The sequence below is a fragment of the Pseudomonas sp. LRF_L74 genome (genome assembly GCF_965644255.1).
Taxonomy (GTDB): Bacteria; Pseudomonadota; Gammaproteobacteria; order Pseudomonadales; family Pseudomonadaceae; genus Aquipseudomonas.
This window is the reverse complement of the sequence record NZ_CBFFRH010000010.1, coordinates 1-17156: the sequence shown is the minus strand read 5'-3', so window position 1 is coordinate 17156 and position 17156 is coordinate 1. Positions and strand designations below refer to the sequence as shown.

Sequence of the window (17156 nt, the reverse complement as noted above, 5' to 3'; positions counted from 1 at the left end):
CCGTTTTTTCAGGCGCTCGGGCCGAAGATCTTGAGCGCCACGGCAATCAGTTGCATCAGGCAGAAGGCGCCGAATGCCACCTTGAGCGTAGGTGCGGGGTTCTGACCCAGGCTCTCCTTGAGTGGCTTGAGAAGAAAGGACGGAGTCAGGGCAAAACCCAGCATCAGCGCGGTCAGTGCCAGCATGGAAAAGAACTCGCTGGAAAACAGCACGACGCCGCTCGTCAGGCCGATGATCAGAAGGCCTATGGCGATCGCCAGGAAGACCAGCGAAATGAAGCGCTCTCTCGGGGTCCAGGAAGAAAAGTTCACACACGGGCTCCTTTATCAAAGGCGCGCAGTATAACGCCTTGCTGGAACGAAAAGCCCCGCGCGACAGACTGTGTGAAAACTACTGCACTCGATCATGCGGCGTTAAAAAACGGCTCAAAATGCTCATTTACAGCTCGTAAACTGCGCTTTTTCGCCGTTTTTTGCCTTGCCTGCCCTTCGCTCGCTACGTTTTCACACGGTCTGGCGAGGCGGGGCTTTCGGATTACCAGCGGCCACGGTCGTGGTGGCGATGGCCGTGGTAGCGGGGCGGCGGTGGATAGCCGCGATAGTAGACCGGTGGTGGCGGCGGAGCGTAGTACACCGGGCGTTCGTAATAAACCGCCCGCGGTTGCTCGTAATACACCACGGCTGGCGGCGGAGGGGGCGGTGGGGCGTAGTAGCGCGGAGCTGGCTGCGCCTGGCTGGCGATAACCCCGCCAACGACTGCACCTACGACTGCTCCTGCAATGGCCGCGTCTCGGCCAGACGCTTCGGCAGGCTGTTGACCGGCAAGAGCCAGCCCCAGTACCAGACCCGCGACAATGGGAATACGCGACAGCATGTGTGTTCTCCTCTGAAACCGGAGGCTTCCGGTTAACGATTCAGACCGCGTGCCGAGGCCGACATTTCCATCGGGAGTGTAAAGCCTGTGTAAAAGCATCCGCTTTGTAACGGCATCGATAACTCCACTTGTGCGCGAAAATGCCTTTCAGGCCCCTGCGACGGACGATTTAGCTGGCTTGCAGGATTTCTCTCGTGAGTTGGAACGGTTGCGTGTATCGAGTCGCAGGCAGTCTTTACCAATGCGGAATATTCCTTTCACACCTGCTTGCTACGGTTTCGCTTCGTGGGTGATCGAGAAATGTGAGTGCCGTGATGTTCCAGCGTGTTTTATGGAAGCTGCTGCCCAAGTCCCAGCGGGCTTTTCTGCTTGGCCGTTTGTCCGTCGTCGATCGCTCTGTGGTGGACAAGTCGATGTCGGCCAGGATGACGTTCCCCGAGGCGTTCTCTCGCCGATCCTGTCTGTTCATCCACGTGCCGAAGTGCGCAGGCACGAGTGTCTGCAACGCCATGTTCGATGGCTGGAGGCCAGGCCATCTGCCGCTCTACTGGTACGAGCAGCAGTTCCCCCAGGCCTATCGGGAAAGTTTCCGCTTTACCTTTGTGCGCGATCCGCTGGAGCGCCTGCACTCAGCGTACAACTACCTGCGCCTCGCTCAGCCAGGACGACGTGACGAGGCCGCGCACCAACTGGTCAGCCGCTACGATTCGTTCAACAGTTTCGTCAGCGGCTGGGTGCACCCGGAAAATCTGCGCAGGCAGATGCTATTCGCGCCGCAGACCGATTTCCTGCTGGACTCCAGCGGCCATCTGGCGGTGGATTTCATCGGGCGCCAGGAGCGCCTGCTGAAGGACTTCCGCCTGCTATGCGAAAGGCTCGGGGTCGAAGCGCAGCTCCAGCACCTCAGTGCCTCCTCGTCTTGCGACATGCTTGGAGACGAGCGCTATACCGCCAGAACCCACCAACTGGTACGCCAGGCCTATCAACGTGACTATGAGTTGCTCGGTTATGAATAAGCTCATTGCCTTGCCCGCTTCAGGACGTGCGATACCCCCCTTCACCCTTGCACTTCCAGCGTCGGCGCGTGCCGATCTCAAATACCAGACACCGCGTTGCCTCTGGCTGACCGGATTGTCCGGTGCCGGCAAGTCGACCTTGGCCAATTCGCTGGAAGTGCAGCTCAACCGGCGCGGGCTGCATACCTTCGTTCTCGATTGTGACAACCTGAGCAACGGCCTGTGCCGCGACCTGGGTACATGTGCAGCCGGGCGTCGGGAAAACGTTCGGCGCATGGCAGAGGTGGCGCGCCTGATGGTGGATGCGGGGTTGATCGTCATCGTCTCCGCGATAAGCCCGCTGCGCGCAGAGCGCGACGCGGCCCGCGCGCTTTTCACGCCAGACGAGTTCCGTTGCATTTATGTCAGTACCTCGCTGGAGGTCTGCTCCAGGCGCGATCCCAAGGGGCTGTATCAGGCGGCGAGGGATGGGCACATCAAGAACCTCGTCGAACTGGACAGCCACTATGAGGTTCCCGATGACGCTGATTGTGCTATCGATACCGACAAGCTCGACCTGCACAGCGCCACACGGACCTTGCTGACCCTGGCATTGGAATAGTTCCCTGGTCCTGCCTCGGGATTTTCAGCTTTCCGCCTGGATCACATCCCGACTGTGCCGTTTCGCTTGTTCGGCATCAAACGCTCCCTATCGGCGCCGTTTTGTTGGTAGTTTTAGGGTCTCGAAACGGAGCGGATGATTGTTTCTCATGGAGTGCTCGAACCTGCCAGGACGCGATCGCGGCCGCCTGTCCATGGGCTTGCTGCTGGTATTGATGGGCCTGCTCGGTGCCTGCGCGACCCATCAGGACCACGAATCCATCATCGGCAATCGCAGCCCGATAAAGGCCGGAGAGTTTTTCCAGAGCCATACCGACCGCATGGCTACCATCGGCATGCGCAATAACCTCAATGCGCTGTATCGCTTGATGGACAAGCTCTACCGGCGTAATCCGCGGGAGTGGCGCAAGACTGGGGCGCCGAGCCTGGACGCGGCGGAGCATCAGGTGCAGATGGCCATCGAGCAGAACCGGCCCCTGCCCGAACTGGGCGAGCGCAAGGATGTCGCGGCATTGGCTTTCGCCCTGAGTCCCGATTACAAGGGCGATCGTGTTGGCGCTTTCATCTATTCGCTGGGCAGCATGTTGGTGACCGCCCATGGCGGCCGCACAGAGTTTTACATGACCGACGAGATCAACCCGCAGTTCATCCACAATGCGGCACGCAATATCGAAAAAGCCACCTGGATGCTGGCTAACCGGCGTGATGCGATGGGCAACCCGTTACTGCTGTCCAACGAAATATCCGTCGAGGCGCATAACCTGAGCTTCGCCGTTGAGTTCGGCAAGATCGTCGCACGCCTGGACCTGTTGACCGACGTGCTCGACGAGCGCTATCGGCGCATGGGCGTGAGTTACGCCCAAGGCCTGTTGTTCATGAATTTCCTGCCGGTGCAGTGACCGCTCAGACCTTCCTGACGAACTCTGACTTCAGCTTCATCGCGCCGATGCCATCGATCTTGCAGTCGATGTCGTGGTCGCCGTCGACCAACCGGATGCCCTTGACCTTGGTGCCGACCTTGACCACCAGCGAGGTGCCCTTGACCTTCAGGTCCTTGATCACGGTGATGCTGTCGCCGTCCTGCAGCGTATTGCCCACCGAGTCCTTGACCACCTTGCGGTCATCGTCGTCGAGTTGAGCCTGCGCTGACCACTCATGGGCGCATTCCGGGCAGACCAGTTGGCTGCCGTCTTCGTAGGTGTATTCGGAATTGCATTTGGGGCAGGGCGGTAGCGCGCTCATGGGAACCTCTCGGGTAAAAGGCGCGCATTGTATAAGGTTTTTATCCCGTGTGCCTGGCCGTGGTGAATTTGCAGTCGAACTCATTGCGCTTCGTGGTCGTCCATTGGTGAAGGCAATGCAGGGGCAAAAGGATGATTTTTCCGAACATGCGTGGTTTTTCCCTGTGGGATATCGGCAAAGCCACAGTGACCGAGTTCATCGATGACGAGTTGCCCATGTACGCCTCGGCACTGGCCTTTCAGATGTTCTTTTCGCTGTTCCCGTTCCTGCTGTTCCTGGTCGCCCTGATCGGTGTTCTCGATCTGCAGCCATTTTTCGATTGGCTGCATGAGCAGGCAGAACTGGTACTTCCTCAGGCTGCCGTGGAACTGGTCGATCCTGCCATTACCCAGTTGCAGACGCAGAAAGCCGGCCTGTTCTCCTTCGGGATCCTGCTGGCGCTGTGGACCTCGTCAGCAGCCGTTCGCTCGGCCATGGCGGCGATGAACAAAGCCTATGGCGTCGAGGAGGGACGACCGTTGTGGAAGCGTATTCCTTTGTCGCTGCTCTACACCGTCGCGGTTGCCGCGGTTTTGCTGACGGCTGCCGGGTTGATGGTCACTGGGCCCCAGGTGCTCAACTGGCTTGCCCGGGAAATCGGCATCGAACAGATTGTCATCGTGCTTTGGACCTGGTTGCGTTGGCCTGTGGCCCTTCTGTTGATGATGGTGGTGGTCGCGGCTGCCTACTATCTGGCGCCGGACGTGAAGCAGGAGTTTCGTTTCATCACGCCGGGTTCGGTGCTGGCGGTGCTGGTCTGGATCATCGCGTCCCTGGGGTTTGGTTATTACGCGCAGAACTTCGCCAGCTACAACGCGACCTATGGCAGTATCGGCGCGATCATCATTTTCCTTTTGTACTTGTACATTTCCTCGGCGGTATTGCTTTTTGGCGCGGAACTCAATGCAGTGATCGAGCATAAGGCGCGCGACGGCAAGGAGGAGGGCGAGAAGGTCGCTCGTGCTTGATCATTGAGCCTGAGAAGACTGTTCTTCGGTTTGCCGCGTCTCGCATAGGGCAGGTTCTGTCCTGCCGCCGGAGCTTCGCCGGAACAGCGAATGGTCCTGTCCGTCGCTACTTCGGTATCGACGAGTTTTTCACAGGCAAAAAAAGACCCGGCAAAAGCCGGGTCAATAACCGTGATTAGCCTGATGAGGAGATATCTGAAGAGTCCGACTGCGTGGCCTCTCAGTTACCGGCTGATCTCGCGACCAGTTGTGGTAATAATAACAATTCTCATTCCTTGGTCAAGCCCTTTCTGAGAATTATTTTCGATTGCCGGATGAAAGGCTTCAGCTTCGATGGCGCGTACGTTTCAGGCTTCTTCATCCAGGGATCTGAGCTGGGTGACTTCCTTGTTCAGCAGATCGATGCGTCGGGCCATGCTTTCGATCAGGCTGTGGGCGATACGCGGGTTGCTTTGCATCAGGCCGAGAAACTGGTCCTTGGGAATGACCATGACAGTGCAAGGCTCGCTGGCGATGACCGTGGCGCTGCGCTTCTCGTGGGTAAATACCGCCATGGCGCCGAATATCTCGTCTTTCTGTACGTCGCCAACCTTGAGTCCATCGACATGCGCTTCGGCATGGCCTTCGATGATCACGAATACGTGGTCGGCTTCGTCGCCCTGATGGATCAGTTCTTCGCCCGCCGCAAAGTGCTGGAAACCCGTGGACGGGTGGATTTCCGGCTGTTTGAGCCTTGCCAGGGCATCGGCCAGCAGCACCGTATGGCCAATCAGGTATTGGGTGAACAGCTCCTGGCGCTGTTCATCCAGATGAATATGTTTGAACACCTCGACCCGTGAATACGGAACGAGAGTGAGAGCTTCTTCGCTGCTATGGCGGCATGAAGGCATGTCGATGCCTTGGCGCAGGCCGACCAGGTCACCTTCCTGTAGATAGAAGAGCGGACGGCCATCGACCTGGGTGTGCAGCAAGCCATCACTAATCAGGTAGAGCTGGCTGACTGGAAGGAGCTTGCCCAGATCGTCGACACTCTCGAGCTTCAGTTCCGGGCCGCTGGGCTGCAAGCCCTCGAGCAATTGCCCAGGAATGCTTTGCAGGCGCTGGATCAGCTGATCGGCGTAGGCCGGTTGCTCCCCGAGTAGATACATGTCGGTAATTCCTTGACTGGCAGGCAGATAGGCACGGCGCCTTGGCTACATTAAATTGTGCCACGCTTTGGGTAAATCTCGGCAGATGGAGGTTGTGAGCTAGCTCTTGTTGCCGTGCTCGACCAGGCCATTGAGTTCAGCCTTGTGTGCGGGAGGAAGGTCGTTCCAGTGGATGTCCAGCAACGCGCCTTCGATGGCATAGAGCAGTACCTTGGATGCGCGAAAACCCCTGGCGCGCACCGCTCGATAAGCATCCACGGCCCCCAGCCGCCGCAAGTCGCTCGCATTGTGGATGCCGACGGCATGTAACCACTGTGCCGAGGTCTTGCCTAGGTTTTTCAGGCCTTGCAGTTCATCGTTCATCGTGCCTCTCTCCGTCGCCGGACATGGCAAGTGTAGTGCCTGACCCGGACGGGGCGTAGCAGTCCGTCGCTTCGCATGGGCATTTCAGCCTTTACTGGGAGCGCGATAGCGCATACGGGTACCGAACTGTTGCGAGAGGAGAATCTCGTCGGCCGTCAGGTCGGTGGGGAAATAGGCACCTGATATCTGGGCATGAGCGATGCTGGCGCCTTCGAGGTTGGCCGCGCGAAGATCCAGGCCGCGCAGGTCGGCGCCACGGAAGTAGGCGTCGCCGAAGTCGACTCCACTTGCATCCAGTTGGCGCAGATCCAGGCCTCGGAAGTCGCCACCCTGCATGTCGGTAGGGCCCTGAGCCGGTTTCTGGGCGTTGAAACCGGCTATGTCCTCACTGCGTAGTAGACGATACAGCGTGGAATCGAGTTGACGAGGTTGGCTCATGACAGGGCTCCAGCGATATTTGCCGCAAGTATAGAAGCCGTTGCAAACCCTGCCCGTGGCTGATCACAGTCCTGGCAGGCGTTGGTGAATCAGTTCCATCAATGCCTCGATACTGCTGCTGTCCGTGGTGTCCACCCGTTTGCTGTAGGCCAACTCCGCTTCATCGAGCGGCTCGCGATTGGCGAGTTGGCTGTCGATGACTTCCAGGGTCGCATCGGAAGGGTCATTGTTTTCGCCTTGGCGCTGGTTCAGCCATTCGGCGATGGTCTCTCGTGGCGCCTGGCAGTCGATGATCAGGAACGGCACGCCGTTTTCTTCGGCAACCTGGCGCGCAGCCTTGCGCTGAGCCTGCTTCAGATAGGTCGCGTCGAGAACCGCTGGCGTGCCTGCCTGCAAGGCGAGGGCCGCCAGGGCGTGCAGGTTCTGGTAGGTAGCCTCGCTGGCTTCGGGACGATAAATGCCTGTCTGCAGGGTATTGATGTCACTTGGCTGTTCGCCGAACAACCGTTTGCGTTCAACGTCCGAGCGTACGCGGATTGCTCCGAAGGATTCGACCAGGCGTAGTGCTACATGGCTTTTTCCAACCGCCGAGACGCCATGGGTGATGGCCAGGAATGGCGAGGGGATCGCGCTGTAGGTTTCCGCCAGATCGGCATAGCGGCGGTAGGTTTCGAGGATGGCCGCTCGCTGCGCGGCATCTGTTCCTTGCCCCAGGCTGAACAGGCTGACCTTGGCCCTGACCAGTGCACGGTAGGCCTTGTAGAAAGGCAGCAGGTGCAGGGCGGCATGGTCGCCCGACTGCTCGACCCAGGCATTGATGAAGCGGCGCGAGAGGGCCAGCAGGCCGCGGTCTTCCAGGTCCATGGCGAGGAAGGCACTGTCCGAGGCGATGTCGATAAGCCGGAACGGTTCATTGAACTCGATGCAGTCGAACAGCACGACCTTGCCGTCGAGCAGGGTCGCGTTGCCCAGGTGGATATCACCATGGCATTCCTTGATCAGACCATCCGTGGCACGACGCGACAGCAGGGGCTCCAGGCGTGTGAAGCTGGCTTCGGTCCAGGCCTCGAGGGCGTCGAGTTGCTGCAGGTCGGCTGTCTCGCTGAGGAACGGGCGGATCTGCTCGAAGTTCTGGCGCATGGGCGTCCTGATCGCGGCGGGCGAGCAAAGCGGGTGCTCGATCGCGACCGCCGGGGTGCGCTGGTGGAAACTGGCAATCTGCGTCGCCAGCGCATCGATGTGAGCGGGCGTCAATTCACCGCGAGCCTGGACTTCGTTGAGCAACTGGCTCTGCGGGAATTGGCGCATGCGCAGGGCATATTCGATGGCAGGGCCATCACCATTCAGTTGCGGGGCGTTTTCGCTGCCGGTGATCGGCAGTACGTCCAGATACAGGTTTTCCGTCAGGCGCTGGTTGAGGCGCAGTTCCTCGTTGCAGAAGTGCTTGCGAGCCTCCAGTGTCGTGAAGTCGAGAAAGCCGAAGTTCATCGGTTTCTTGATCTTGTAAGCGAACGGGCCAGTGAGCACGACCCAGGAAATATGGGTCTCGACGACCTGGAATCCCTCCACGGGGTGTGGATAAAGGGCTGGGTTCTGCAGGGCGGCGATCAGGGCTTGGCTCACGATGATTCCTTGCGTGCTGGCGATATTCGAAAGCGATCATTATGGCGGCTGTGACGCACGCTGCAAACCGCCTGGAGGCGCCTGTCTCGGCTGGTCAAAGTGCGTATAATGCGCCGCCATGACTCGTTCCCGAACCCCGCGCGCGCGCGCAAAACACCGCTCTGGCGGCTCTCGTCCCTGGCTAGGCTGGATCTTCAAGCTCTGCCTGGTGGGGTTGGTCGTTCTCGCTGGTTTCGCCATCTACCTGGATGCCGTGGTGCAGGAGAAATTCTCCGGCAAGCGCTGGACCATCCCGGCCAAGGTCTATGCCCGGCCTCTGGAGTTGTTCGTCGGGCAGAAACTGGCCAAGCAGGATTTCGTCACCGAACTCGACGCCCTTGGCTATCGACGCGAAAGCGCCGCCGATGGTCCGGGCGCGGCAGTGGTCAATGGCAACCAGATCGACCTCTATACCCGCGGTTTTCAATTCTACGAGGGCGCCGAGCCCGCGCAGCGCTTGCGCGTGCGCTTCTCGGGCGACTACGTTGCCGGACTGACCCGTGGCGACGGTGGCAAGCTCGATGTGGCGCGCATGGAACCTCTGTTGATCGGTGGCCTGTATCCGGCGCACCACGAAGACCGCATCCTGATCAAGCTCGACCAGGTGCCGCCTTACCTGATCGACACCCTGGTGGCGGTCGAGGATCGTGACTACTTCAACCATTTCGGCGTTTCCCCCAAGGGCATCGCCCGGGCCGTCTGGATCAACGCCACGGCGGGACAACTGCGCCAGGGTGGCAGTACCTTGACCCAGCAGTTGGTCAAGAACTTCTTCCTGACCAACGAGCGCAGCCTGACCCGCAAGGCCAATGAAGCCATGATGGCGGTGCTGCTGGAACTGCACTACGACAAGCGCGAGATCCTCGAGGCGTACCTGAATGAGGTGTTCCTCGGTCAGGACGGCCAGCGCGCGGTGCATGGCTTCGGTCTCGCCAGCCAGTATTTCTTCAGCCAGCCATTGAGCGAATTGAAGTTGCATCAGGTGGCGTTGCTGGTCGGCATGGTCAAGGGCCCGACCTATTACAACCCTCGTCGCTATCCGGACCGGGCGTTGGAACGACGCAACCTGGTCCTCGACCTGCTGGCCCAACAAGGCATCGTCACGCCTGAAGAAGCCGAGGCGGCCAAGCAGAAGCCGCTGGGCGTCACGCAACGCGGTAGCATGGCGGACAGCTCCTATCCGGCGTTTCTCGACCTGGTCAAGCGCCAGTTGCGTGAAGACTATCGCGATGAAGACCTGACCGAGGAAGGACTACGGATCTTCACCAGCTTCGATCCGATCCTGCAGAACAAGGCTGAAGCGGCGCTCAGCGAGACCTTCAAGCGCATTGGCGCTCGCAAGGGGGCTGACGAGGTCGAGTCGGCGATGGTCGTGGCCAATCCGGAAAACGGTGAGGTCCAGGCCCTTATTGGCAGCCGCCAGCCGCGTTTTGCCGGTTTCAACCGGGCCATCGATGCAGTACGGCCGATCGGCTCGCTGGTAAAACCGGCGGTCTATCTGACTGCGCTGGAGCGCCCGAGCCAGTACACCCTGACCTCCTTGGTCGCCGATGAGCCGTTCTCGGTCAAGGGCAAGGACGGGCAGGTCTGGACACCACAGAACTATGACCACAAGGCACACGGCACCATTTACCTCTATCAGGGCCTGGCCAACTCCTACAACCTGTCGACCGCCAAGCTTGGCCTGGAACTGGGCGTGCCGAATGTGCTCAAAACGCTCGAGCGCCTGGGGGTGAGCCGTGAGTGGCCGGCTTATCCGGCGATGTTGCTGGGCGCAGGCGCGTTGAGTCCGATGGAAGTGGCGACCATGTACCAGACATTGGCCAACGGCGGCTTCAATACGCCGCTACGTGGTATTCGCAGCGTACTGACTGCCGAAGGCGAGCCGCTCAAGCGTTATCCGTTCCAGATCCAGCAACGTTTCGATGCGGGTGCGATCTATCTGGTGCAGAACGCCATGCAGCGAGTGATGCGCGAGGGCACCGGGCGTTCGGTGTACAACCAGCTCCCGCAGTCGCTGACCCTGGCGGGCAAGACGGGGACCAGCAACGATTCGCGTGACAGCTGGTTCGCTGGTTTCAGCCAGGATCTGCTGGCGGTGGTGTGGATGGGGCGTGACGACAATGGCAAGACCCCGTTCACCGGGGCTACCGGCTCCCTGCAGGTCTGGACCAATTTCATGGTCAAGGCCGACCCGCTGCCACTGGACATGCCGATGCCGGATAACGTGACTCAAGCCTGGATCGATGCGGGCACTGGACAAGGCTCGGCGACTGGTTGCCCGAATGCGGTGCAGATGCCTTATATTCGCGGCAGCGAACCGACGCCAGGCGCGGCCTGCGGCGTGCTGGACGCGCCTGCCGAGAAAGTTATGGATTGGGTTAAAGGCTGGCTCGATAACTGAGCCGGCTCCTGGAGAGAATGCAAATGGGTAAATGGTGGATCTGTGCCGTCGCTGCGACGGCAATGCTGAGTGGTTGCTCGACAGTGCAACATGGTTCCATTCCCGTGACCAACTCCGCCAGCTCCCTGGCGGCTGATGATCAGCTCGATGGCTCTTCTGGCAATGCCGGTTATCGTGCGCCTGCGCAGGCGCCGCGTGTGCAGAGCGCGCCAGAGGACTCCGGGGTCGTGGTGATGGTGCCTGGCGGTAGTGCATCCACACCGATCCAGAGCTACCCGGCCGGAGGCGGTTTTTCCCAGCCGGCACCCATAACGACCGGGCCCATCACTACCGGCCCGGCGGCTACAGGCAGCACTTATAACGTGCCGAGCGCACCAAGCGGCATTCCTTCTTCGGGGGGGCTGGCGGCCGACGAGCAACTGGACGGGCCGGTACTGGCCCTGCTGAGTACTGCTCAGCAACAGCAGAGCGGTGGTGATCTGAATGGCGCGTCGTCCAGTCTCGAACGTGCCCAGCGTATCGCTCCACGTGAGCCTCAGGTGCTTTATCGCCTGGCTGAAGTGCGCCTGGCCCAGGGGGATGCTGCCCAGGCAGAACAATTGGCCCGACGTGGCTTGACCCTATCCAGCGGGCGTCCGACCTTGCAGGCCAGCTTCTGGAATATCATCGCGCAGTCCCGTGACCGCCAGGGCGATGCCGCAGGCGCGGCCCAGGCCCGTCAGAACGCCCGGGTCAACATCTGATGGATCCGCGGCTACCCTCACTTGCCGAGCAATTGCTGTTGATCGAGCGCGAATTGCGCGTGCTCGATCTGTGGTCTGCGCATCCCCCGAGTGACGAGGCCCTAGCCAGTCAACAGCCATTCTGCATTGACTCGATGTCGTTTGAGCAGTGGTTGCAGTGGATTCTGTTGCCGCGAATGAAGCAGTTGATCGAGCTGAATCTGGCACTGCCGTCTGTCTCGGGCATCGCTGAGATGGCGGAGGAGGTCTATAAGGGGCGCCTCGCGCAAATGGTGTCGCTACTGACGGCTCTGCGCGGGTTCGATAGGTTGCTCAAGGGGGCGCCAGAGTCATTCAGAGGCAGTTCTCTTTGATCGCTGCTGTATGTTCCTTTATGCGTTGCTGGCGTTCATCTTCGGTCAGGCGGCGCAGCTCTCCCTTGTCCTCGATGCGCAGGCGCGGGGTTGCCTTGAGTTGGGCAAGCGTCTCGCGGCTACGGTCGCAGAAGGCCTTGCGCTCGATTTCCTGCTGGGCGTTGGCGTCGCGCGCTTTCTGATCAGCCACTTCCTGGGCTGGATCTTCGACTTCCTTCTTGGGGACTGGTGCTGGTGCTTTGGGTTGCGAGGTATTGATGTTGACCTGGCTCGCCTGCTGGCCTTCCGGAGGCTGGGAGCCGAAGTGGGTGTTGCCCTGGGCGTCGACCCATTTATATACCTGGGCGGCCATGGCCGTGCTACTCAGCAGGAGCAGAAAACTTCCGGTGAGGATCTTGCGACGCATGCTGTTTCCTTCGTCAGGCTGCGGGATCTGCTGGTTACTATAACCAAAACCGGGCTTGTTCATGCGGCACGACTTCACAGGCGTCGCCAGAATATCCGGAAAGAACGACTTGACTTGCCTGGCGCGAATCACAACAATCGCAAGCCTGCTGTAGTGGAGTCCGCCGCAAGCGTCCTTCAGCTCAGCACAAAAAGGCGCTATCCGTGCCGACCCCCGTTACACCCGCAACGCGTTACCTCGCGCTGGGAAGGAAAGGCCCGCAAGATCGAGCCCTTCCGCTACTCGTCAAGCAGACCCCTGCATCATCAGCGACCACACGTCGCGCTCGTCCGCTGGCAGTAAGACCTACTCAAAGGACCACTCGTTGTCGGGTGGTAATCTGGCGTTCTAGAGGTGAACAACGTGGAGCTTTTATCAGGCGCTGAAATGGTCGTCCGCTCGCTGCGTGACGAAGGCGTTAAGTATATCTATGGGTACCCCGGTGGTGCTCTTCTGCATATCTACGATGCTCTGTTCAAAGAGCCGGAAGTGACCCATATCCTGGTGCGTCACGAACAGGCCGCCACGCACATGGCTGACGGTTATGCGCGTGCGACCGGCAAGCCTGGCGTTGTCCTGGTGACTTCCGGCCCGGGTGCGACCAATGCCGTCACCGGTATTGCCACCGCCTATATGGACTCTATCCCCATGGTGGTCATCTCCGGCCAGGTCGCCAGCACCGTGGTTGGCACCGATGCGTTCCAGGAAGTCGACATGGTCGGCATTTCCCGGCCGATCGTTAAACACAGCTTCATCATCAAGCATCCCTCTGAAATCCCCGAGGTGATCAAGAAAGCGTTCTACCTTGCCCAGTCCGGTCGTCCAGGCCCGGTCGTTGTCGATGTTCCCAAGGACATGGGCGATCCGACCCAGAAGTTCGAATACAGCTACCCGAAGAAGGTCAAGCTGCGCTCCTACAATCCTGCTGTGCGCGGCCACTCTGGGCAAATCCGCAAGGCGGCCGAAACGCTGCTCGCCGCCAAGCGTCCGATCATCTACTCCGGTGGCGGCGTGATCATGGGCGGCGCTTCGGAACAACTGACTGAACTGGCGCGTATCCTCAATGCCCCGGTCACCAATACCCTGATGGGATTGGGTGCCTATCCGGGGACGGATCGTCAGTTCGTCGGCATGCTGGGCATGCATGGCAGCTACACCGCCAACCTGGCGATGCACCATTCCGATGTGATCCTGGCGGTTGGCGCACGTTTCGATGACCGCGTCATCAACGGTGAGAACGCCTCCAAGTTCTGCCCGAATGCCAAGATCATCCATATCGATATCGATCCCGCTTCGATTTCCAAGACCGTCAAAGCCGATATCCCGATCGTCGGCCCGGTCGACAGCGTGCTGACCGAGATGGTCGCTGTGCTGAAGGAGATCGACGACAACGCCGACAAGGATGCCCAGGCGTCCTGGTGGAAGCAGATCGACGAGTGGCGTGGTAACCGTGGCCTGTTCCCTTATGACAAGGGCGACGGCAGCATCATCAAGCCGCAGACTGTGATCGAAACACTGAGCGAGGTTACAGGAGGCGATGCGTTCGTTGCCTCCGACGTCGGTCAGCACCAGATGTTCGCAGCGCAGTACTACCGTTTCAACAAGCCAAACCGTTGGATCAACTCTGGCGGTCTCGGCACCATGGGCTTCGGTTTCCCGGCGGCAATGGGTGTCAAGCTCAACTTCCCGGATGTCGATGTCGCCTGCGTGACGGGGGAGGGCAGTATCCAGATGAACATTCAGGAACTGTCGACCTGCCTGCAGTACGACCTGCCGGTGAAGATCATCAACCTGAACAACGGTGCGCTGGGCATGGTTCGCCAGTGGCAGGACATGCAATACAGCAGCCGTTACTCGCACTCTTACATGGAGTCGTTGCCTGACTTCGTCAAGCTGGCTGAGTCCTATGGGCACGTGGGTATCCGCATCACTGATCTGAAGGATCTGAAGCCGAAGATGGAAGAGGCCTTCGCCATGAAGGATCGGCTGGTGTTCCTCGATATCGCGGTCGATACCAGCGAGCACGTCTACCCGATGCAGATTCGTGGTGGTGCGATGCGTGACATGTGGCTGAGCAAGACGGAGCGGACCTGACCATGCGCCATATCATTTCCCTTTTGCTGGAAAACGAGCCTGGCGCTCTGTCGCGAGTGGTCGGCCTGTTCTCCCAGCGCAACTACAACATCGAAAGCCTCACCGTGGCACCGACCGAGGATCCGACCCTGTCGCGTCTGACGTTGACCACCATCGGGCAAGACGATGTGATCGAGCAGATCACCAAGAACCTCAACAAGCTGATCGAAGTGGTCAAGCTGGTTAACCTTTCGGAAAGTGCTCATATCGAGCGCGAACTGATGCTGGTGAAAGTGAAGGCGACCGGCGCTCAGCGCGCCGAAGTCAAGCGCACCACCGACATCTTCCGTGGCCAGATCGTGGATGTGACCAGCAGCGTCTACACCATCCAGTTGGCGGGAACCAGCGACAAGCTCGACAGCTTCATCCAGGCGATCGGTACTGCCGCGATCCTGGAAACGGTACGCAGCGGTGTCACGGGCATTGCCCGTGGTGACAAGGTACTGAGCGTTTAATCCATTTAGCGAACGGCCCACGAGGCCAGACAAACCAGGGGAATTCCCATGAAAGTGTTCTACGACAAAGACTGCGACCTCTCGATCATCCAGGGCAAGAAAGTCGCCATCATCGGTTACGGTTCCCAGGGCCATGCCCAGGCTTGCAACCTGAAAGACTCCGGTGTCGACGTCACCGTTGGCCTGCGTAAAGGCTCCGCTACCGTTGCCAAGGCCGAAGCCCATGGCCTGAAAGTTGCCGACGTTGCCAGCGCAGTCGCTGCTGCCGACCTGGTCATGATCCTCACTCCGGACGAGTTCCAGGGCGCTCTGTACAAGAACGAGATCGAGCCGAACATCAAGAAAGGCGCAACCCTGGCCTTCTCCCACGGCTTCTCGATCCACTACAACCAGGTCGTCCCGCGTGCCGACCTCGACGTGATCATGATCGCGCCGAAGGCTCCGGGTCACACCGTGCGCACCGAGTTCGTCAAGGGCGGCGGTATTCCTGACCTGATCGCTGTTTACCAGGACGCTTCCGGCAACGCCAAGAACGTCGCACTGTCCTACGCTTCGGGCGTTGGTGGCGGCCGTACCGGCATTATCGAAACCACTTTCAAGGACGAGACCGAAACCGACCTGTTCGGCGAACAAGCCGTTCTGTGTGGCGGTACCGTCGAACTGGTCAAGGCTGGCTTCGAGGTTCTGGTCGAAGCTGGCTACGCGCCTGAAATGGCTTACTTCGAGTGCCTGCACGAGCTGAAGCTGATCGTCGACCTCATGTACGAAGGCGGTATCGCCAACATGAACTACTCGATCTCCAACAACGCCGAGTACGGCGAGTACGTGACCGGTCCGGAAGTCATCAACGCTGAATCCCGCCAGGCCATGCGCAACGCTCTGAAGCGCATCCAGGACGGTGAGTACGCGAAGATGTTCATCAGCGAAGGTGCTACCAACTATCCGTCGATGACCGCCAAACGTCGTAACAACGCTACCCACGGCATCGAGATCATCGGTGAGCAACTGCGCTCGATGATGCCTTGGATCGCAGCGAACAAGATCGTCGACAAAACCAAGAACTAATCTTGGTCAGAGGGTCAAAAAAACGCGGCTATGCCGCGTTTTTTTATGCCTGGGCCAGGCTTCTGGTATAAAGCCCTCTCGTTTGTGTGGTGCATGCCCACGCGATATTCACTTCAAAGACCGCAAGGTGTTGTTCATGAGCGAGCGTCCCGAGGAACCAGAAAAGCACTCCGAAGAGGAAAGCCTTCTGCCGATTGACGAACATGTAGAGGAGGGCCGCGATGCCGAAGGGCGGAAGGTTCGCCACCGTGGTATCTACCTGCTGCCGAACCTGTTCACGACTGCTGCGCTTTTCTCCGGGTTCTATGCAATCGTCAATGGTATGAACGGACAGTTCGACCATGCCGCTATCGCTATCTTCGTTTCCATGATTCTCGATGGGCTGGATGGTCGGGTAGCTCGTCTGACCAATACACAAAGCGCATTTGGTGCCGAGTACGACTCACTGTCGGATATGGTCGCTTTTGGCGTGGCTCCTGCGCTTGTCGCTTTCGAGTGGGCCCTGGGCAGCCTTGGCAAGGTTGGCTGGATGGTCGCCTTTATCTATGTAGCCGGGGCCGCCTTGCGTCTGGCTCGTTTCAATACAATGGTCGGCAAGGCTGACAAGCGCTACTTCATCGGTCTGGCCAGCCCTGCTGCTGCGGCACTGGTTGCCGGTACCGTCTGGGCTTTCAGCGATTTCGGCATCAAGGGCTCGAACATGGCCTTTGTCGTTGCCTTGCTGGTTGCCGCTGCAGGTACCCTGATGGTCAGTAACATCAAGTACTACAGCTTCAAGGATCTCGATCTGAAAGGGCGCGTGCCTTTTGTGGCGATCCTGGCTGTTGTGTTGGTCTTCGCCGTGGTGTTCAGCGATCCGCCACGAATTCTGTTGCTGATCTTCCTCGCTTATGCGGCTTCGGGTCCCATCCAGTACCTGATTCAGCTTAAGCGTAAGAAGACGACATAATGCACTTTCTACCTACGGCCCTTCGGGGCCGTAATCTTTTCTAGCGCCGCTCATTTCCTACTGTGGGCTGGCCGTTATTGCTTTGGCGTATGGTGTTGATTCAGTCGTGGTCATTCGGGCGTCTGAAAGATATTCAAATAAGTGTCACAAAACAGTTGACGCCAGGATTGTGGTGCCTATAATTCGCGCCACTTCCGGCGCGGCCTGATCTTAAAACTCCTTGTTAATCAGTTGGTTGTAGGTGTTTTCAGGTTGCACGG

Annotated in this window: 19 protein-coding genes; 11 read left to right on the top strand and 8 right to left on the bottom strand. The window is 59.3% G+C overall.

Annotated elements, in window-relative coordinates:
• Positions 1 to 8: 8 nt before the first annotated feature.
• Positions 9 to 311: a hypothetical protein gene (locus ACSZPK_RS22035; RefSeq protein WP_437883733.1), complete on the bottom strand. Its 303-nt coding sequence runs from the start codon at positions 309 to 311 to the stop codon at positions 9 to 11.
• 223 nt (positions 312 to 534) lie between these two features.
• Positions 535 to 873 (bottom strand): hypothetical protein, encoded by a 339-nt coding sequence (locus ACSZPK_RS22030; RefSeq protein WP_437883732.1) that lies wholly within the window; start codon positions 871 to 873, stop codon positions 535 to 537.
• 314 nt (positions 874 to 1187) lie between these two features.
• On the opposite strand from ACSZPK_RS22030, the gene ACSZPK_RS22025 reads away from it, so the two are divergent.
• The 3 genes from ACSZPK_RS22025 (at position 1188) to ACSZPK_RS22015 (ending at position 3388) form a co-directional block, all read left to right on the top strand.
• A complete protein-coding gene (locus ACSZPK_RS22025; RefSeq protein WP_437883731.1) occupies positions 1188 to 1889 on the top strand; it encodes a sulfotransferase family 2 domain-containing protein in 702 nt (233 codons plus the stop codon).
• A complete protein-coding gene (gene cysC, locus ACSZPK_RS22020) occupies positions 1882 to 2490 on the top strand; it encodes an adenylyl-sulfate kinase (RefSeq protein WP_437883730.1) in 609 nt (202 codons plus the stop codon). Before ACSZPK_RS22025 ends, cysC begins: the two co-directional genes overlap by 8 nt.
• A 148-nt stretch (positions 2491 to 2638) precedes the next feature.
• Positions 2639 to 3388, top strand: coding sequence for a hypothetical protein (locus ACSZPK_RS22015; RefSeq protein ID WP_437883729.1), 750 nt, complete (start codon positions 2639 to 2641; stop codon positions 3386 to 3388).
• A gap of 4 nt (positions 3389 to 3392) precedes the next feature.
• On the opposite strand, the gene ACSZPK_RS22010 is transcribed toward ACSZPK_RS22015, so the two are convergent.
• A complete protein-coding gene (locus ACSZPK_RS22010; protein WP_437883728.1) occupies positions 3393 to 3731 on the bottom strand; it encodes a zinc ribbon domain-containing protein YjdM in 339 nt (112 codons plus the stop codon).
• 131 nt (positions 3732 to 3862) lie between these two features.
• Between ACSZPK_RS22010 and ACSZPK_RS22005 the strand changes: the two genes are divergently transcribed.
• Complete coding sequence (locus ACSZPK_RS22005; protein WP_437883727.1) at positions 3863 to 4738, top strand: YihY/virulence factor BrkB family protein; 876 nt, start codon at positions 3863 to 3865, stop codon at positions 4736 to 4738.
• A gap of 347 nt (positions 4739 to 5085) precedes the next feature.
• Here ACSZPK_RS22005 and ACSZPK_RS22000 read toward each other — a convergent pair whose 3' ends face one another.
• From ACSZPK_RS22000 to ACSZPK_RS21985, 4 genes are all read right to left on the bottom strand, one after another.
• Positions 5086 to 5886 (bottom strand): Crp/Fnr family transcriptional regulator, encoded by an 801-nt coding sequence (locus ACSZPK_RS22000; protein ID WP_437883726.1) that lies wholly within the window; start codon positions 5884 to 5886, stop codon positions 5086 to 5088.
• A 99-nt stretch (positions 5887 to 5985) separates the two neighbouring features.
• A complete protein-coding gene (locus ACSZPK_RS21995) occupies positions 5986 to 6249 on the bottom strand; it encodes a TfoX/Sxy family protein (RefSeq protein WP_437883725.1) in 264 nt (87 codons plus the stop codon).
• An 84-nt stretch (positions 6250 to 6333) separates the two neighbouring features.
• Positions 6334 to 6687: a pentapeptide repeat-containing protein gene (locus ACSZPK_RS21990; protein WP_437883724.1), complete on the bottom strand. Its 354-nt coding sequence runs from the start codon at positions 6685 to 6687 to the stop codon at positions 6334 to 6336.
• 63 nt (positions 6688 to 6750) lie between these two features.
• Positions 6751 to 8310, bottom strand: coding sequence for an AAA family ATPase (locus ACSZPK_RS21985; protein WP_437883723.1), 1560 nt, complete (start codon positions 8308 to 8310; stop codon positions 6751 to 6753).
• A 118-nt stretch (positions 8311 to 8428) separates the two neighbouring features.
• Between ACSZPK_RS21985 and mrcB the strand changes: the two genes are divergently transcribed.
• From mrcB to ACSZPK_RS21970, 3 genes are read left to right on the top strand one after another with little or no spacing between them, the layout of a single operon-like run.
• Complete coding sequence (gene mrcB, locus ACSZPK_RS21980) at positions 8429 to 10753, top strand: penicillin-binding protein 1B (RefSeq protein WP_437883722.1); 2325 nt, start codon at positions 8429 to 8431, stop codon at positions 10751 to 10753.
• 23 nt (positions 10754 to 10776) lie between these two features.
• Positions 10777 to 11496, top strand: a complete 720-nt coding sequence (locus tag ACSZPK_RS21975; protein WP_437883721.1) for a tetratricopeptide repeat protein — start codon at positions 10777 to 10779, stop codon at positions 11494 to 11496.
• The gene (locus tag ACSZPK_RS21970; protein WP_437883720.1) at positions 11496 to 11849 is read left to right on the top strand and encodes a YqcC family protein; all 354 of its coding nucleotides are present in this window, start codon (positions 11496 to 11498) and stop codon (positions 11847 to 11849) included. Before ACSZPK_RS21975 ends, ACSZPK_RS21970 begins: the two co-directional genes overlap by 1 nt.
• Here the strand turns inward: ACSZPK_RS21970 and ACSZPK_RS21965 are convergent.
• Positions 11830 to 12255 carry a DUF4124 domain-containing protein gene (locus tag ACSZPK_RS21965; protein ID WP_437883719.1) on the bottom strand — a complete coding sequence of 142 codons (426 nt, stop codon included), beginning with the start codon at positions 12253 to 12255 and terminating at the stop codon, positions 11830 to 11832. The two genes, ACSZPK_RS21970 and ACSZPK_RS21965, sit on opposite strands and share 20 nt — an antisense overlap.
• Before the next feature lie 402 nt (positions 12256 to 12657).
• Here ACSZPK_RS21965 and ACSZPK_RS21960 point away from each other — a divergent pair, with 402 nt between their 5' ends.
• The 4 genes from ACSZPK_RS21960 (at position 12658) to pssA (ending at position 16896) form a co-directional block, all read left to right on the top strand.
• Positions 12658 to 14388, top strand: a complete 1731-nt coding sequence (locus ACSZPK_RS21960) for an acetolactate synthase 3 large subunit (protein ID WP_437883718.1) — start codon at positions 12658 to 12660, stop codon at positions 14386 to 14388.
• 2 nt (positions 14389 to 14390) lie between these two features.
• Positions 14391 to 14882: an acetolactate synthase small subunit gene (gene ilvN / locus ACSZPK_RS21955; RefSeq protein ID WP_437883717.1), complete on the top strand. Its 492-nt coding sequence runs from the start codon at positions 14391 to 14393 to the stop codon at positions 14880 to 14882.
• A gap of 48 nt (positions 14883 to 14930) precedes the next feature.
• Positions 14931 to 15947 (top strand): ketol-acid reductoisomerase, encoded by a 1017-nt coding sequence (ilvC, locus tag ACSZPK_RS21950; protein WP_437883716.1) that lies wholly within the window; start codon positions 14931 to 14933, stop codon positions 15945 to 15947.
• Between the two features lie 136 nt (positions 15948 to 16083).
• Positions 16084 to 16896 carry a CDP-diacylglycerol--serine O-phosphatidyltransferase gene (gene pssA, locus ACSZPK_RS21945; RefSeq protein ID WP_437883715.1) on the top strand — a complete coding sequence of 271 codons (813 nt, stop codon included), beginning with the start codon at positions 16084 to 16086 and terminating at the stop codon, positions 16894 to 16896.
• Positions 16897 to 17156: the final 260 nt, after the last annotated feature.

Excerpts from the sequence above, each read along its gene's own strand:
- ACSZPK_RS21975 (WP_437883721.1), top strand. The coding sequence starts at position 10,777 with ATGGGTAAATGGTGGATCTGTGCCGTCGCTGCGACGGCAATGCTGAGT.
- ACSZPK_RS21970 (WP_437883720.1), top strand. The coding sequence starts at position 11,496 with ATGGATCCGCGGCTACCCTCACTTGCCGAGCAATTGCTGTTGATCGAG.
- pssA (WP_437883715.1), top strand. The coding sequence starts at position 16,084 with ATGAGCGAGCGTCCCGAGGAACCAGAAAAGCACTCCGAAGAGGAAAGC.
- mrcB (WP_437883722.1), top strand. The coding sequence starts at position 8,429 with ATGACTCGTTCCCGAACCCCGCGCGCGCGCGCAAAACACCGCTCTGGC.
- ilvN (WP_437883717.1), top strand. The coding sequence starts at position 14,391 with ATGCGCCATATCATTTCCCTTTTGCTGGAAAACGAGCCTGGCGCTCTG.
- ACSZPK_RS22015 (WP_437883729.1), top strand. The coding sequence starts at position 2,639 with ATGGAGTGCTCGAACCTGCCAGGACGCGATCGCGGCCGCCTGTCCATG.
- ACSZPK_RS22030 (WP_437883732.1), bottom strand. The coding sequence starts at position 873 with ATGCTGTCGCGTATTCCCATTGTCGCGGGTCTGGTACTGGGGCTGGCT.
- ACSZPK_RS21965 (WP_437883719.1), bottom strand. The coding sequence starts at position 12,255 with ATGCGTCGCAAGATCCTCACCGGAAGTTTTCTGCTCCTGCTGAGTAGC.
- ACSZPK_RS22025 (WP_437883731.1), top strand. The coding sequence starts at position 1,188 with ATGTTCCAGCGTGTTTTATGGAAGCTGCTGCCCAAGTCCCAGCGGGCT.
- ilvC (WP_437883716.1), top strand. The coding sequence starts at position 14,931 with ATGAAAGTGTTCTACGACAAAGACTGCGACCTCTCGATCATCCAGGGC.
- cysC (WP_437883730.1), top strand. The coding sequence starts at position 1,882 with ATGAATAAGCTCATTGCCTTGCCCGCTTCAGGACGTGCGATACCCCCC.
- ACSZPK_RS21990 (WP_437883724.1), bottom strand. The coding sequence starts at position 6,687 with ATGAGCCAACCTCGTCAACTCGATTCCACGCTGTATCGTCTACTACGC.
- ACSZPK_RS22010 (WP_437883728.1), bottom strand. The coding sequence starts at position 3,731 with ATGAGCGCGCTACCGCCCTGCCCCAAATGCAATTCCGAATACACCTAC.
- ACSZPK_RS22005 (WP_437883727.1), top strand. The coding sequence starts at position 3,863 with ATGATTTTTCCGAACATGCGTGGTTTTTCCCTGTGGGATATCGGCAAA.
- ACSZPK_RS21995 (WP_437883725.1), bottom strand. The coding sequence starts at position 6,249 with ATGAACGATGAACTGCAAGGCCTGAAAAACCTAGGCAAGACCTCGGCA.
- ACSZPK_RS22000 (WP_437883726.1), bottom strand. The coding sequence starts at position 5,886 with ATGTATCTACTCGGGGAGCAACCGGCCTACGCCGATCAGCTGATCCAG.